The organism is Campylobacter sp. BCW_6464, assembly GCF_001762775.1.
Taxonomy (GTDB): domain Bacteria; phylum Campylobacterota; class Campylobacteria; order Campylobacterales; family Campylobacteraceae; genus Campylobacter_D; species Campylobacter_D jejuni.
This window is the reverse complement of record NZ_MJXM01000080.1, coordinates 104,295-119,805: the sequence shown is the minus strand read 5'-3', so window position 1 is coordinate 119,805 and position 15,511 is coordinate 104,295. Positions and strand designations below refer to the sequence as shown.

The following is a 15,511-nucleotide window of genomic DNA, read 5'->3' as shown; positions in this document are numbered from 1 at the left end:
TTATTATGGATATAAAAAAAATATTAGCAGAAGTTAAGCGTGGCTGTGCAGAGCTTATTGATGAAGAAAGAATAGAAAAATTAATTAAAAATTATTATGAAAAGGGTGAAAATTTCTTTATAAAGGCAGGATTTGATCCTACAGCACCTGATTTACATTTAGGCCATAGCGTGGTTTTAACAAAAATGGCTTTTTTGCAAAAACATGGAGCTATTGTGCAGTTTTTGATTGGAGATTTTACAGGACAAATTGGTGATCCAAGTGGAAAAAGTGCAACGCGTAAAAAGCTGGATAAAGAGCAAGTTTTAATCAATGCTAAAACTTATGAAACACAGGTTTTTAAGGTTTTGGATAAAGAAAAAACACAGATTAAGTTTAATTCTACTTGGCTTAATGAACTTGGAGCCGCGGGTATAGTAGAGCTTACTTCAACTTTTAGTGTAGCTAGAATGCTTGAGCGTGACGATTTTACCAAGAGATTTAAAGAACAAAGCCCTATTTCGATTTGCGAGTTTTTATATCCTTTGCTTCAAGGATATGATAGCGTGGCTTTAAAAAGCGATATTGAAATGGGCGGAACGGATCAAAAATTTAATCTTTTAATGGGAAGACAGCTTCAAAGAGTTTATAATTTAGGGAAAGAACAAGCTGTGATTATGATGCCTTTACTCGAAGGTTTAGATGGTGTAAACAAAATGAGTAAGAGTTTAAATAATTACATTGGTGTTACAGAAAAAGCTAATGATATGTATGCTAAAATTTTAAGTATTAGCGATGAATTGATGTTTAGATATTATGAACTTTTAAGTCAAAAAAGCCTAGAAGAAATCGCGCAAATAAAAAAAGATATAGAACAAGGCAATTTACATCCTAAAAAAGCTAAAGAAAATTTAGCTTTAGAGATTACGGAGCGTTTTCACTCCAAAGAAGAGGCTAATAATGCTAAATCTGAATTTGATAGAATTCATTCTCAAAATGCTTTACCAAGTGATATGGCTGAGTTTGAAATACAAGGAAAAATTTGGCTTGCTAAGGCTTTGGTTGAATGTGGTTTGGAAAGCTCTACTTCTGCGGCAAGAAGAAGCATCAGTGCTAATGCAGTAAGTGTAAATTCTCAAAAAGTTAGCGACGAGCAAATGCATTTAGAACAAGGAGAATACATCTTACAAATAGGTAAAAGAAAATTTGCAAAATTAAAGGTAAAAGAATGAATTTACAACCCTTACAAATAGGAAAACATACTATAAAATATCCCATTTTTCAAGGGGGAATGGGGCTAGGCATAAGCTGGGATAGATTAGCTTCTGCAGTTTCTTTAAATGGTGGACTTGGGATCATTTCTTCTGTGGGAACAGGATATTATGAAGAAAGAAAGTATGCGAGTAAAGAATTAAACGCTAAGCCTTACGGAAGTGAAAATTTTTACTCACGCAAGGGTTTGCAAGCTTTAATTAATAATGCAAGAAAAGTTTGCGGCGATGCACCTTTGGGGTGTAATATCTTATGTGCAAGTAATGATTATGCAAGAATAGCACGCGATGCTTGTGAGGTTGGTTTTAATGTGATTGTTTCTGGCGCTGGACTTCCTACAAATTTGCCTGAATTTACTGTAGATTTTCCTGATGTGGCTTTAGTGCCTATTATTTCATCTGCAAAGGCTTTAAAAATTATTTGCAAAAGATGGCAAAGCCGTTACAACCGCCTACCTGATGCAGTGGTTTTAGAAGGGCCAAAAAGTGGAGGTCATCAAGGTTTTACTTATGAGCAGTGCTTAGATCCAAATTATCAGCTAGAAAAATTAATCGCTCCTGTGGTAGAAGAGGCTAAAAATTGGGGATCTTTTCCTGTGATTGCCGCAGGTGGAATTTGGGATAAAAAAGATATAGAAAACGCTATTTCTTTAGGAGCTAGTGGTGTTCAAATGGGAACGCGTTTCATAGGAACTTTTGAATGTGATGCAAGTGAAGAGTTTAAAAGCGTTTTGCTAGCTTCTAAAGAAGAAGATATAGAGCTTATTAAATCTCCTGTGGGCTATCCTGCTCGTGGAGTTAGAACCAATCTTTTAAATTTGGTAGATAAAAAAATGGGTCCAAAGATCAATTGTATAAGCAATTGTGTAGCACCTTGTGGACGCGGAAAAGAGGCGACTAAAGTAGGGTATTGTATAGCAGATAGGCTTTTTGATGCGTGGTCAGGTAAAAAAGAAACGGGGCTTTTCTTTACAGGTGCAAATGGATATCGTTTAGATAAACTTATCAGTGTTAAAGAACTTATGGAAAAATTGGTTAATGGTGAATAATGGCTAAAATTTCTGTATTTTTAGTATTTATTTTCACAACTCTTTTTGGAGCTTATGAAAATGAACTTGCAAATTTCGATAAAAATTTTATCAGTTCTAAAAGCGAAGTGCAAGTAAAATTTCATCATCAGCTAAAAAGCCTTTATATACAAAGTGTTATCAATGAAGATGAAAAAACTAAAATTGAAATCTTAAAAAGATTGATCATCAGTTCAAATACTTTAAATTTAGACGACAAGTCATATGCTAATGAGTTAAAAGAAAGTGGTATAAGTGAAGCAAGTATCAATGCTTTAAGAAAGGCTGTTATTAAAGATATTAAGGTTCAAAATATTTCTCAAGATACTGAAAAGTCAACTTTTAAACCTGTAAAAACAGTTCAAAAAAGTGAAAAAAAATCACCTAATGAACAAATAAAAAATATAGAAAAAATAGATTCTAAAACTTCACAAGAGCCAAAGAGTAGTATCGTTTCTAAAACAAAAAGTGATGATAAAATTTACGTTTTAAGGTCAAGTAAAACAAGCCAAAGTGTAGAGCTTGAATTAAATGCAAATTTAGATAAGAATCAATTAAAAAGTTTTGCTTTAGATGAAAAAGGAAACTATCGTTTTATTAGTGATTTTGATGGGGTTTTAGAAGGAGGTAAAAAAGAGTTTAAATTTGATGACTATCGTTTAGTGATTTCACAATTTAATCCCAAAACCATACGCATAGTGGTTTATGCTAAAGAAAAAATTCCTATTGATATATCTTTTAAAGAAGAAAAAATAATTTTTTCAAAAGAAATTACTAGCCAAAAAAAGACTGAGCAAGTTGGTAAAATTTCAGAGAAAAAGCAAGATCAAAAAACAGAAATTAAAACCAAAGTTTTAGAAATAAAAAAACAAGATAAAAAAACCAATAACGAAAAAGAAGATCAAGGACCTTTATATGTTTTAGATGTGGATAAAATTTCTAACGCTGTGGTGTTAAATTTGAGCGATGATTTGGATGAAAAAGAAATAGCAATATTTGAAACCAAAGATCAAAAATTCCGATATGTTGTAAGTTTTAAAGGTGTGTTAGAAGGTAATAGAAAAAGCTTTACCTTTGGACAAAATACAATTGTCGTTACGCAATATAATCCAAAAATTGTTCGTGTGGTTTTGAGTACTCCTAAAGAATTTAAACTTTTAAAAAAGTTGGATAATAAAAATCTCACTTTAGGTTTTCATGCGCAAACTTCAAGTCAAAGTGTAGATAAAAAAGCAACTCAAAGCTTTAATAAAACCTTAAGTACGAGATACAAATCAGGAAAACTTATAGTTATCGATGCGGGGCATGGTGGAAAAGATAGCGGTGCTCTAAGTGATAAAAAAGGAAGTTTAAAAGAAAAAGATATAGTTTTAAGCGCGGCTTTAAAACTTGGAAATGAACTTAAAAAACGCGGTTATAAAGTGCTTTACACTAGAAGTTCGGATAAATTTATCAATCTTCGCGATAGAACTAAATATGCTAATGATAAAAGAGCGGATTTGTTTATTTCTATACATGCTAATGCAGCACCCAATGCTGTCAAGGCCAAAAGTAGCGAAGGCGTGGAAACTTTCTTTTTAAGTCCTGCAAGAAGCGAAAGAAGCAAAAAAGCAGCAGAAAAAGAAAATCAAGGAGATTTTGAAGAGATTAATTATTTCTCAAAACAAAGTATTTTAAATTTCTTAAATCGTGAAAAAATCGTTGCTTCAAATAAACTAGCCATTGATGTACAAAAAAATATACTCATTCAAACACGCAAAAAGTATAAAATTGTAGACGGCGGTGTAAGAGAAGCACCTTTTTGGGTTTTAGTGGGTGCGCAAATGCCTGCAATTTTGATTGAAATTGGCTATATTACACATCCAAATGAAGGTAAAAGAATCGCCAATAAAGCTTTTCAAGATTTATTGGTTAAGGGTATTGCTGATGGAGTTGAGAGTTATTTTTATAACAACCGATGAAAAAAGCTAAGCTAATTTTTAAGGATAATACTCCTTTTTCTTTGGATTTTGATGATTTTTATTTTAATTCCAAAGATGGCTTAAATGAAAGCAAATTTGTTTATACTCATTCTTTTGAATGGAAAAATCAAGAAAATTTTATTATCGCAGAGAGTGGTTTTGGTATAGGTTTAAATTTTTTTCTTACTTTGAAACGCTTTTTAGAAACCACTCCTTTTAAGCGTCCCAAAAAACTTTTTTATATCAGTATAGAAGCTTTTTATATCGAAAAAGAACAATTAAGAGAAATTTACCAAAAACTAGGATTTTATGAAGAGTTTAAAGAGCTTTTAGAGCAATTTTTAAAATTTTATCCTAAGGCTAAAGAAGGGATTTATCGTTTTTATTTTGAAGATTGTTTTTTAGACCTTGTTTTTGAAGATATTGCTATTTTAAAAGAATTGGATTTTAAAGCTGATATTTGGTATTTAGATGGATTTTCTCCAAATAAAAACTCGCAAATGTTTGATGAAAATTTAATTTTTGAAGTGGCAAGACTTTCTAAAAAAAATACACAAATTTGCACCTTTTCTTCGGCAAGTTTTTTGCAAAAAAATTTAAAAAAATATGGCTTTAGAGTAGAAAAAACCAAAGGTTTTAGAAAAAGAGAAATGATTAAAGCTTATTTGGAAAATGAGCTTGAGTTTAAAGATAAAGAAGCGTATTTTTCAAGAACATTTTCATCTTTAAAAAATAAAAAAGTAGCTATTATTGGTGCGGGTATATCAAGTGCTGTTCTAGCTTATGAGCTTAGTTTAAGGGGTTTTGAAATAGATGTTTTTGAAAAACATTTAGAACTAGGCAAGGGTGCAAGTGGAAATGAAAGTGGAATTTTAAGCTCTTTAATCTTAAAACCTAAGGTAAATTTAGGAGAGTTTTCAGAGCTTTCTTTTATAGAAGCAAGTCGTTTTTATAGACAAATTTTAGATTTAGAATTTAAGGGTGTGGTGGAGTTTGCACATAATGATTTGATGCAAGAAAGATTTGACACACAAAGAGAAAATGTTTTGTTTAAAATTTCAAAAAATCAAGCTTTTTTAGAAGAGGGTGGAGTGATTTTTCCAAAAAATTTGGTTAAAAATCTTTTTGAAAAAAGTAAAGCTTGTATATATTTTAATCATGAATTTCAAGCTTATAAATTTGAAAATGAGTGTTTTACTTTAAAATTTAAAAATGATATTGTTAAAAGTGATTATGCGGTTTTGATTTATGCTATGGGTGCAGATACAAAAGATTTTGTTTTTTATGATGAGATGAAATTAAGCAAAGTAAGAGGTCAAGTTACACATCTAAAACCTTTTTTAGACTCTCCATTTCCTTTATCTTCTAAGGCTTATATTTGTCCTATAAAAGATGATTTGCAAGTGATTGGAGCAAGTTATGATAGACTTGATACAAGTTTAGAATCAAAAGAAGAAGATGATAAACAAAATATAGAAAATATAGCCGAATTTATAGATAAAAATACAAAATTAGAAATCATAGGTTCTAAGGTAGGTTTTAGATCTTATTCGAGTGATCGCTTTATGATAGTTGGAAATGCTTATGATGAAGTGTTTTATAAAGAAGAATATAAAGCTTTATTATGGACAAAAAACAAGGAGCAAAAACCAGCTAAAATGTCTTGTAATTTGTATTTTAATTTTGCTCATGGATCAAGGGGTTTTAGCACAAGTGTTTTAGCGGCAAGGTATTTGTGTGCATTGATAAATAATGAACCCTTGTGTTTAGAAAAAAAATACATCCACGCTATTCACCCTGCAAGATTTTTGATTCGCAAACTCAAAAAAGGCTTATGATTAAACTTTAATTAAGATTGATACTAATATTTGCTTATGAGAGTAAGTTTTTAATTTTATTTTAACTTCCTTTATTTTATTATTATAGAGAATAAATTTCATGTTATAAAGGAAATATAATGATTGATTATCATCAAATAGAGTTGCGTTTATCGGCTCTTGAAAAGCTTCCTTCTTTAAAAGACAATGATAGCATTGCAAAAGCATTAGAAAAGTCAGGTTTTTCTAGAAGGGATTTTATGAAATGGGCAGGTGCTATGACGGCATTTTTGGCTTTACCAGCGAGTTTTACTCCTATGGTAGCAAAAGCTGCTGAGCTTGCTGATAGACTTCCTGTTGTGTGGCTTCATATGGCTGAGTGTACAGGCTGTAGTGAGAGTTTGTTAAGAAGTGATACTCCAACGATTGATAGTTTGATTTTTGATTATATTTCTTTAGAATATCACGAAACAGTGATGGCTGCAGCAGGTTGGCAAGCTGAAGAAAATTTAGAAAGTGCCATTCAAAAACATAAAAATAAATACATTTTAATGGTTGAAGGTGGTATCCCTATGGGTGATACAGAGCATTTTTTAACCATAGGCGCACATGGAAAAACAGGCTATGAACTTTCAAAAATGGCAAGTGAAAATGCTTTGGCTATTTTTGCTATAGGAACCTGTTCTAGCTTTGGAGGAATCCAAGCAGCAAGACCAAATCCTAGTAATGCGCAGCCTTTAAGCAAAGTAACAAGCAAAACTGTGATCAATGTTCCCGGCTGTCCTCCAAGTGAAAAAAATATAGTGGGTAATGTGCTTCATTATTTATTATTTGGTGAGTTGCCAGCACTTGATGTATATAACAGACCAAAATGGGCTTATGGCTTAAGAATTCATGATCTTTGTGAAAGACGCGGACATTTTGATGCGGGTGAATTTGTGCATGCCTTTGGAGATGAAGGAGCAAAGCAAGGTTTTTGTCTTTATAAAGTAGGCTGTAAAGGGCCTTATACTTTCAATAACTGTTCAAGAGAGAGATTTAACCAGCACACTTCTTGGCCTATTCAAGCAGGGCATGGTTGTATAGGTTGTTCTGAGCCCGATTTTTGGGATACTATGGGACCTTTTGAAGAGCCTATGGCTAGTCGTAAATTTGATACTGTTTTTGGTTTGGGCGCGGATAGTGTTTCAGATAAAATCGGCATAGGCGTGCTTACGCTCACAGGTGTTGCTATAGCAGCGCACGCAGTTATATCTTCCATGCAAAAAGATAAGGAATAAAAATGAGTCAAAAAATAATCGTAGATCCTATTACAAGAATTGAAGGGCATTTAAGAGTTGAAGTTGTTGTTGATGATAACAATGTGGTAAAAGAAGCTTATGCTGGCTCTACTTTGTGGCGTGGTATTGAAACCATAGTAAAAGGGCGTGATCCAAGAGATGCGGGTTTTATGACACAAAGAATTTGTGGAGTTTGTACTTTTTCACATTATAAAGCAGGTATAGTTGCTGTTGAAAATGCTTTAGGTATTACTCCGCCTTTAAATGCCCTTTTAACAAGAACTTTAATGAATGCGGCTTTATTCTTACACGATCATATTGTACATTTTTATCAACTTCATGGGCTTGATTGGGCTGATGTGGTAAGTGCTTTAAGTGCTGATGTTAAAAAAGCAAGCGATGAAGCTTTTAAATACACTCCAAATCCTTATGCAACAGGTGCGGATAAACTTCTTGAAGTGCAACAAAGACTTAAAACTTTCGTAGATAAAGGAAATTTAGGACCTTTTGCTAATGCGTACTATGGTCACCCAACTTATCGTTTAAGTCCTGAGCAAAATTTAATCGTTCTTTCTCACTATTTAGAATGTTTAAGAATCCAAAGAATCATTGCTCAATGTATGGCGATTTTTGGAGCTAAAAATCCACATCCACAAAGCTTAACTGTTGGTGGTGTAACTTGCGTTATGGATTTACTTGATCCTGCAAGAATGGGTGAATATATGGTTAAATTCCAAGAAGTACAAGACTTTGTTAATCGTGCGTATTATCCTGATCTTGTGATGGCAGGAAAAGCTTATGCGCATGAAGCAAGTGTTTTAAACGATATAGGGGTAAATAATCTTTACACCTTTAAAGAATTCCAAATCGGAAGAGATGAATGGCTTTTTGAAAGTGGTATTATCAAAAATGGAGATTTAAGCAAGGTTTATGAAGTAGAAGAAGATAAGATTACTGAAGAGGCAACTCATTCTTGGTATGCAGACAATGAACCTTTACATCCTTATGATGGCAAAACAAATCCAAATTATACAGGACTTGTAGATGGAGAAAGCGTAGATCATCATGGAAATAATGTTCATTCTAAAGTGTTTGATACTAAGGGTAAATATAGCTGGATTAAAGCTCCACGCTATGAAGGAAACCCTATGCAAGTAGGACCTTTAGCAAATATCGTTGTAAATTATGCCAAAGATAATCAAAATGTTGTTCCTGTGGTAGATGAGTTCTTAAAAGAAGCAGGACTTCCTTTAAATGCTGTATTTAGTACACTTGGAAGAACAGCTGCTCGTTGTATTGAAGCAAAAATCGTTGCAAATAATGCTTTAAAAGCGTTTAATAATTTAGTTGAAAATTTAAAAGTAGATCAGAGTACTTGCGCGCCTTATGTGATCGATAATTCTAAAGAATACAAAGGACGCTATATGGGGCATGTGCCACGCGGAACATTAAGTCATTGGTGTAGAATTAAAAATGGCGTCATTGAAAACTGGCAAGCTGTGGTGCCTTCTACTTGGAATGCAAGTCCAAAAGACGCAAATGGCGTAGGTGGAAGTTATGAGCAATGTTTGATAGGACTTAAAATCGCTGATGTAAAACAACCGCTTGAAATCATTAGAAAAATTCACTCTTATGATCCTTGTATTGCTTGTGCGGTGCATGTAATGGATACTAAGGGCAATAATCTAAGCGAATATAAAGTGAATGTCAATTTATAAGGAGGCTTTCATGCAAAACAAAGAAGAAAAATTGCAAAGAAAAGCTGAATATGAATTTAGCATAGGTTTGCGTTTAACGCACTGGGTAAGAGCTATTGCTATAGTGATTCTTATTGGCACAGGGTATTATCTTTCTTATGTGTTTCAAAGTCCTATTAGTAATGGCGAACCTGTAAATTTTATGCAAGCAAAATACCGTTTAGTACATCAAGCGGTGGGTTTTGTTTTAATCGCTTGTATTATTTTTAAAGTATATTTGTTTTTTTGTGACAAGGTAAGTGCAAAAGAACGCAGAAGTGTATGGGATATTTTTAATATCAAATTATGGATAGAACAAGTAAAATTTTACATTTTTTTAGGAAAACACCCGCATTTAAAAGGGGTTTATAATCCTTTGCAATTTGTAACTTATTTTTTCTTTTATCTTGTGATGCTAGGTATCATTCTTACAGGGCTTATTCTTTATACTCATACTTACCATGAGGGTTTAGGTGGGCTTTTATATCATATTTTAAGACCGCTTGAAGCTGCAATGGGCGGTTTGGCTGATGTAAGAACTTATCATAGAATTTTGATGTGGGTGATTATGATTTTTGTACCAGTACATATTTACATGGCGATTTTTAACGCAGTAAAAGGTAAAGATGGTGCTATGGATGCTATTATTAGCGGATATAAATTTGTAAAAGAAGAAAAGCATTGAAATTCTTAGTCCTTGGAATAGGCAATATCATGTTTGCAGATGAAGGCTTAGGCGTTCATCTTTGCAAACAACTTGAAAAAAACTACAAATTTACTCATCCTGAATTTACTTTAGATTTTATTGATGGTGGAACTTTGGCTTTGCAACTTAGCTATATCATCGCTAGGTACGATAGACTTATCGTTTTAGACTGCATAGAAGCGCAAGATGCGAGTATAGGAGATGTATTTTTCTTTCCTTATGATGCTATGCCTAATAAAATTAGCTGGAGTGGAAGTGCTCATGAAATAGAAATGCTTCAAACCTTACAATACATGGAACTTGCAGGAGATTTGCCTAAAACACACATCTTAGCTTGTGTGCCAAAGCGTATTGAAGCGATGAGTTTTAAGCTCTCAGATGAGTTTATACAAGGGGCTAAAATCATGGAAAAAACTTTACTTGATTTTTTAAGCAAGGAAGGTTTTATTTATGAAAAGATTGCGGATTTTTCTTTGCAAGAATTAGCCGATATTTCTTATAAAAATTTCTAAATTTTTGTTCTAAAATTCATAGCTTTATTTAAAGAGATTAAATCCACATTTTCTAAATTTACACCACTTGGAATTCCTTGAGCGATTTTACTAAAAGTTAGGTTTAAATCTTTAAATTTATCTTCTATAAAAAAGATAGTTGCATCAGAATTAATGCTATGTGTCAATGCAAAAATGAGCTCAGAGATATTTAGCTTAAGTATGATTTGCTTTAGTTTTTCAAGTTTTTCTTCATTTAACTCATCTAAAACAAAATATAGCCCATTGTAACTTTGACTCTCTTCGAGCGTTAGTATATCTTTTGGACTTTCAACTATACATAAAATGTTTTTATTTCTTTCTTCATCACTGCAAATTTCGCAAAGCTCATTTTCGCTTAAAGCACCACATTGCTCACAAGGTTTTATAAAGCGGATAGCATTTTCTATATTGTGTGCGAGTTTCATACCATCGATTTGATTATTTATGCAAAGGTGATAAGCAAGCCTTATGGCAGTTTTTTTCCCTATGGTAGGTAAATTTGCAAAACTTTCAACAAGTTCGTTGAATTTTTCTAGGCCTTTTGCCATTATTTTTCTTTATCTCCAAAGAAAATTTTAAAGCAATGCTTTCCATCATCATAAAAATAAATCAAATCAAAATTATGCAGTTTACATACCTCTGAAACTATATAAAGTCCTAGTCCCATACCTTTGACCTGATTGTGTTTTTCTCTTGCGAAAGCTTCAAGATAATGTTCTATAGGCTCTGCTAAAGGCTTGCCTGGATTTTTAATGGTAAAACATTCTTTACAACAAAAAAGCTCACAAGTGCCATTGTTTGAGTATTTTAAGGCATTATCGATAAGATTTTTTAAAATTACAGAGAAAATTTCCATATCAACATTGATTAAAGCATCATCTCTGATATCGACTTTTACAACTTTATTAAAATCATCTCTCATAAGGTGTTCTTTAGCTTCCTCAAGTATAGTGCTAAAACGACTAGGTTTAAAGTGTAAGTTGTAGTTTTTTGAAAATAAATTTTCGATTTTGGCAAATTCATTGATCAAAGAATCCATACGTAAAAATATAGCGATAAGTCTTTCTTTTTGTCTGTCTTCTTTGATCATTTCAGAAATAATTCTCCCTTTTCCTATAGGGGTTTTTAACTCATGCATAATTGTTCTTAGGAAAAGTTGTCTTGATTGGATTAATTCTTGATTTTTTTTAAAAGCTTTTTGAAATTCAAAGGCGATTTTTCCTACTTCATCTTCTTGATAATCTAAAAAATCAGGTTGCTCCCCATTTGCAACTTTAGCAACTTGCCTTCTTAATTTTTTTAAAGGTTCTAAAGATTTTAATACCGAAAAATACATAAAAACAACCAACAAAGAAAAAGAAAAAAATCCTATTAATAAAAGATTATAAACTCTATCGCTAGTATTTTCTTCATATAAGCCATCAAAATCTTTACATTGAACATCAAAATAAAGATTGCTATGATATTTTAAAGAAGAAAGGGTGCAAAATTCTCCATTTGCTTTAAAAAGTGATTGTCCATTATTTCTTATGCTTTTTACAAGATAGGGATTTTGTATAGTATTAAAACCGCTATTTTCAAGATAGGATCCTATTTTAGCACCTGAAGTGTTTTCATAGGAGATGAGTAAATTTTTTATAAGATTTTCTTGTTTTAAACTTTCTTCTTCGTTGTAAGCACTTCCTTCTATTTTCAAAAGAACGATAAAAAGCACACAAACTAAGAAAAAAGTAACAACAAATAAAATAATTAGCTTGGTATAAATAGAATAATTTTTTGTCATCCTATTAGTTTATATCCTATACCTCTAACAGAAAAAATATGTTTTGGAGATTTTGAACTATCTCCTATTTTTACTCTTAATCGACCAATGATAACATCAAGACTTTTAGAATCTTTATCTTTTAGATTTTTACAGCGACTTACAAGCTGTTCTCTTGAAACGCTATATCCGTGCTGCTGGATAAGGTATTCTAAAATTTCAAACTCAGCAGGAGTAAGTGTTAAAACCTTATCTTCATAGGTGATCTCATGCCTTCTCTCATCGATTTTGAAAGCAGAATTAATATTTTCATTATTTGCGTGTTCAACTCTTTTTGTGCGACGAATAAGACTCATAATCCTTGCATACATTTCTTTTGGATCGTAAGGCTTTGGTAGGTAATCATCAGCACCAATTTGAAGCCCTACAACCTTATCGCTTAAGTCGCCTCTAGCTGATGAGATAATAATGGGAATATTGCTTTTTTGTCTGATTTCTCTACAAACTTCAAGACCATCAATTCCTGGTAAAGTTAAATCCAAGATTAGGCAATCATAGCCTTGAACGCCTACATTTAAGGCGCTTTTAGGATTTTCAAAATTTGTGATTTTAATATTAAACTGCGCTAAATACTCAGATAATAATTGCGCAAAATCAGGATCATCTTCTATCATCAACACATTAATCATTTTAGTATCCTTTAAATTTTATCTAAGATTTATAATATTTGCATAATTTTATTTAAAATTTGATAAATTATTGATTTTATTTTTGCTAAAATTAGATTTTTGAATTTTTAAGATTAAAATTCTAGCAAAATTTTAAATTTTTTAAAGGAATAATGTGGAAATAAGTTATTATGAAATTCTTGAAATCACGCAAAGTGCTGATAAAGAAACCATAAAAAAAGCCTATAGAAAAATGGCTTTAAAATACCATCCCGATAGAAACCAAGGCGATAAAGAAGCAGAAGAGAAATTTAAGCTTGTTAATGAAGCCTATGAGGTTTTAAGTAATGATGAAAAGCGAGCTATTTATGATAGATATGGAAAAGATGCTTTAAAAGGCGGTGGATTTGGTTCTAATAGCTCAGGTTTTGGTGGTTTTGAGGATTTAGGAGATATATTTTCTAGTTTTTTTGGAGAAGGCTTTGGCTCATCATCGCGTCGCAGAAAGAGTTCAAATGATGAGAAAATCCCTTCAGATTTTATCGTTAATTTAAAATTAAGTTTTAAAGAAGCGGTTTTTGGTTGTAAGAAAAATATAGACTTTACTTATAAATGTTCTTGTAAAACTTGTAATGGAACAGGGGCTAAAGATGGAAAACTTCAAACTTGTCCAAAGTGTCAAGGTAGGGGACAGGTTGGAATTTCTCAAGGTTTTATCACTTTTGCACAAACTTGTCCTGATTGTCAAGGAAGTGGAGAAAAAGCTAGTGAAAAATGTAGCGATTGTAAAGGTTTAGGTTATAATGAAAGCAAAGATAGTGTCGAGCTTAATATCCCAGAAGGTGTAGATACAGGTATGAAACTTCGTGTCAATGCTAAAGGCAATATCTTAAAAAATGGCATTAGAGGGGATATGTATGTTAAGATCATTGCTACCGAAGATGATACTTTTATCAGAGATGATGATGATATATATATAGAATTTCCAGTGTTTTTTACTCAAGCTATCTTAGGAGAGAGTATAAAAGTACCTACCATACGCGGTGAAGCAAGTTTAAATTTACCAAAGGGTGCTAAAGATGGACAAAGATTTGTTCTTGAAAAAGAAGGAGTAAAAGATGTTCATAGTTCTCGCATAGGAAATCAAATCGTTCAAATTTCCATCAAATTCCCAACTTCTTTAAACGATGAACAAAAAGAACTTTTAGAAAAACTAAGTGAAAGTTTTGGTATCAAAGATGGTATGCATCAAGAGCAAAAAGGGCTTTTTGAAAAAATCGCTAATTGGTTTAAGTCCTAATTTTCCTAAAGCTTTTTAGCTTGGGAAAATCTTTTTTTATATAAATTTAAGTTTTAAAAATCAGGCATAAAAAAAGGCGGGGTAAAACCCCGCCTTAAAGTTAAACTTGAAAACCCCTTAGAATTTGTAAAGAGCTTGAAGTCTTACAGCATCGTGATGAGTGCTTTCAGGATCTGTATTAACATTTACATAAGAGTAGAATGCTGAGAAGTTAAGTTTTGGAGAGTATTTGTAATCTACTCTTGCAACAGCTTCAAGTTTCTTACCACCATTGCCAATTTCCCCTGTTTTTGTTCCACCGTATACAAAGTCAGCACCAACGCGAACTGTTTCATTAAAAGTATATCCAGCAGTTACATAACCAAAGATATTTCTACCAATATCGCCATTTAAATTAGAACCATTAGTATAGAAAATTTCTTCACCTGCAAGCAAAGAGCCAAGATTACCTTGATCTTCAATTGTGGTTAAAGTAACTTTATCTTTTTTACCATAGTATAAACCACCAAGGCTAGCATCCCAACCATTTAATTCAACACTACCTCTTAAAGCGAAGAAATTACCGTTAGCTGCTTGATTTAAAAGTGCATTTTTAAGTTTGCTATCCAAGGAATTTCCTAGGTAAGCTCCTTCAAGAGTCCAGTTGATTCCATCAAAGATAGTTGTGCTATAAGCTGCATCTACAGCATATAAGAATGCATTATCACTCATATAAGCTAACCATAATTGAGGATTAAATTGTCCACCTAAGAATTCATAAGAACCTATGGCAGCAGCACCATAAAGATTTTTATCCCAGTTTAAAGCACCGCTTGTATCGCTATCACCTTGAGGATTTCCACGGTTAAATTGAACTCCTGTAATTTTGTTGCTATTATTTTGAGTGATTATTACAGTAGAGTCTGAAGCTTCGTTGAAACTATCTACTGCAAAAGCAGCTAGAGTTAAACCATCGATGCTGTTGTTTACTACTTTAATACCTGTTCCCACTAAACCATCAACTCCATTATCAGTCCAGATAGTGTTTAGTTGTTGTTTACCAGCGATTACGCTTGTTGCAACATCTTCATTTGTATAAGTTAAATATAATTGGCGAACACTTAAGGTATCACTTGTGTTGCTGATGCTATTTTCACCATAACCACCATCTTTCGAATTATAGTCAAATTGAACAAAAGCTTTGAAGTTATCAGCTATAGCGGCATTAAAGTTAACTTGTGCTCTGTATTTATGATCTTGTTTACCAGAAATACCAGAACCAAAATTATCATTGCTCCATGGATTGCTACTTTCATATCTGTATCTTAATACTCCAGATACATCGATATCTTTGATCGCTTCTTCAAGTGGAGTAGCGTTAGCTGCTGAAAAAGCACCTGCAGCAAGAGCTGCAACTAAACTAAGTTTAACTAGTTTCATGAGAATTCTCCT

General features: G+C 32.4%; 13 protein-coding genes. 9 read left to right on the top strand and 4 right to left on the bottom strand.

The window, feature by feature from the left end:
- Window positions 1–5: 5 nt before the first annotated feature.
- From tyrS to AJ885_RS09190, 8 genes are all read left to right on the top strand, one after another.
- Entirely contained in the window at window positions 6–1,211 is a 1,206-nt protein-coding gene (tyrS, locus tag AJ885_RS09225; protein ID WP_053872701.1) for a tyrosine--tRNA ligase, read from the top strand.
- Window positions 1,208–2,299: a nitronate monooxygenase gene (locus AJ885_RS09220; protein WP_070210332.1), complete on the top strand. Its 1,092-nt coding sequence runs from the start codon at window positions 1,208–1,210 to the stop codon at window positions 2,297–2,299. Before tyrS ends, AJ885_RS09220 begins: the two co-directional genes overlap by 4 nt.
- Window positions 2,299–4,278, top strand: a complete 1,980-nt coding sequence (locus AJ885_RS09215; protein WP_070281167.1) for an N-acetylmuramoyl-L-alanine amidase — start codon at window positions 2,299–2,301, stop codon at window positions 4,276–4,278. Before AJ885_RS09220 ends, AJ885_RS09215 begins: the two co-directional genes overlap by 1 nt.
- Window positions 4,275–6,116, top strand: a complete 1,842-nt coding sequence (gene mnmC / locus AJ885_RS09210) for a bifunctional tRNA (5-methylaminomethyl-2-thiouridine)(34)-methyltransferase MnmD/FAD-dependent 5-carboxymethylaminomethyl-2-thiouridine(34) oxidoreductase MnmC (RefSeq protein WP_002861962.1) — start codon at window positions 4,275–4,277, stop codon at window positions 6,114–6,116. Before AJ885_RS09215 ends, mnmC begins: the two co-directional genes overlap by 4 nt.
- Window positions 6,117–6,235: 119 nt before the next feature.
- The gene (locus AJ885_RS09205; RefSeq protein WP_052794884.1) at window positions 6,236–7,375 is read left to right on the top strand and encodes a hydrogenase small subunit; all 1,140 of its coding nucleotides are present in this window, start codon (window positions 6,236–6,238) and stop codon (window positions 7,373–7,375) included.
- 2 nt (window positions 7,376–7,377) lie between these two features.
- Window positions 7,378–9,093 carry a nickel-dependent hydrogenase large subunit gene (locus AJ885_RS09200; RefSeq protein ID WP_070281165.1) on the top strand — a complete coding sequence of 572 codons (1,716 nt, stop codon included), beginning with the start codon at window positions 7,378–7,380 and terminating at the stop codon, window positions 9,091–9,093.
- 10 nt (window positions 9,094–9,103) lie between these two features.
- The gene (gene cybH / locus AJ885_RS09195; protein ID WP_002855770.1) at window positions 9,104–9,796 is read left to right on the top strand and encodes a Ni/Fe-hydrogenase, b-type cytochrome subunit; all 693 of its coding nucleotides are present in this window, start codon (window positions 9,104–9,106) and stop codon (window positions 9,794–9,796) included.
- A complete protein-coding gene (locus AJ885_RS09190) occupies window positions 9,793–10,329 on the top strand; it encodes a HyaD/HybD family hydrogenase maturation endopeptidase (RefSeq protein ID WP_070210329.1) in 537 nt (178 codons plus the stop codon). The genes cybH and AJ885_RS09190 overlap by 4 nt, the downstream gene beginning before the upstream one ends.
- Here AJ885_RS09190 and recR read toward each other — a convergent pair.
- Genes recR through AJ885_RS09175 form a run of 3 tightly spaced genes read right to left on the bottom strand, consistent with a single transcriptional unit; the run spans window position 10,326 to window position 12,801 of the window.
- A complete protein-coding gene (recR, locus tag AJ885_RS09185) occupies window positions 10,326–10,898 on the bottom strand; it encodes a recombination mediator RecR (protein WP_002861957.1) in 573 nt (190 codons plus the stop codon). The two genes, AJ885_RS09190 and recR, sit on opposite strands and share 4 nt — an antisense overlap.
- A complete protein-coding gene (locus AJ885_RS09180; protein WP_002861956.1) occupies window positions 10,898–12,133 on the bottom strand; it encodes an ArsS family sensor histidine kinase in 1,236 nt (411 codons plus the stop codon). Before AJ885_RS09180 ends, recR begins: the two co-directional genes overlap by 1 nt.
- Window positions 12,130–12,801: a response regulator transcription factor gene (locus tag AJ885_RS09175; protein WP_002861955.1), complete on the bottom strand. Its 672-nt coding sequence runs from the start codon at window positions 12,799–12,801 to the stop codon at window positions 12,130–12,132. The genes AJ885_RS09180 and AJ885_RS09175 overlap by 4 nt, the downstream gene beginning before the upstream one ends.
- A gap of 154 nt (window positions 12,802–12,955) precedes the next feature.
- On the opposite strand from AJ885_RS09175, the gene dnaJ reads away from it, so the two are divergent.
- A complete protein-coding gene (dnaJ, locus tag AJ885_RS09170; protein ID WP_070281163.1) occupies window positions 12,956–14,080 on the top strand; it encodes a molecular chaperone DnaJ in 1,125 nt (374 codons plus the stop codon).
- Window positions 14,081–14,197: 117 nt separating this feature from the next.
- Here the strand turns inward: dnaJ and AJ885_RS09165 are convergent, their stop codons facing one another.
- Entirely contained in the window at window positions 14,198–15,499 is a 1,302-nt protein-coding gene (locus AJ885_RS09165; RefSeq protein ID WP_070281161.1) for a major outer membrane protein, read from the bottom strand.
- Between the last annotated feature and the right edge of the window lie 12 nt (window positions 15,500–15,511).

Excerpts from the sequence above, each read along its gene's own strand:
- tyrS (WP_053872701.1), top strand. The coding sequence starts at position 6 with ATGGATATAAAAAAAATATTAGCAGAAGTTAAGCGTGGCTGTGCAGAG.
- AJ885_RS09220 (WP_070210332.1), top strand. The coding sequence starts at position 1,208 with ATGAATTTACAACCCTTACAAATAGGAAAACATACTATAAAATATCCC.
- AJ885_RS09215 (WP_070281167.1), top strand. The coding sequence starts at position 2,299 with ATGGCTAAAATTTCTGTATTTTTAGTATTTATTTTCACAACTCTTTTT.
- mnmC (WP_002861962.1), top strand. The coding sequence starts at position 4,275 with ATGAAAAAAGCTAAGCTAATTTTTAAGGATAATACTCCTTTTTCTTTG.
- AJ885_RS09205 (WP_052794884.1), top strand. The coding sequence starts at position 6,236 with ATGATTGATTATCATCAAATAGAGTTGCGTTTATCGGCTCTTGAAAAG.
- AJ885_RS09200 (WP_070281165.1), top strand. The coding sequence starts at position 7,378 with ATGAGTCAAAAAATAATCGTAGATCCTATTACAAGAATTGAAGGGCAT.
- cybH (WP_002855770.1), top strand. The coding sequence starts at position 9,104 with ATGCAAAACAAAGAAGAAAAATTGCAAAGAAAAGCTGAATATGAATTT.
- recR (WP_002861957.1), bottom strand. The coding sequence starts at position 10,898 with ATGGCAAAAGGCCTAGAAAAATTCAACGAACTTGTTGAAAGTTTTGCA.
- AJ885_RS09180 (WP_002861956.1), bottom strand. The coding sequence starts at position 12,133 with ATGACAAAAAATTATTCTATTTATACCAAGCTAATTATTTTATTTGTT.
- AJ885_RS09175 (WP_002861955.1), bottom strand. The coding sequence starts at position 12,801 with ATGATTAATGTGTTGATGATAGAAGATGATCCTGATTTTGCGCAATTA.
- AJ885_RS09165 (WP_070281161.1), bottom strand. The coding sequence starts at position 15,499 with ATGAAACTAGTTAAACTTAGTTTAGTTGCAGCTCTTGCTGCAGGTGCT.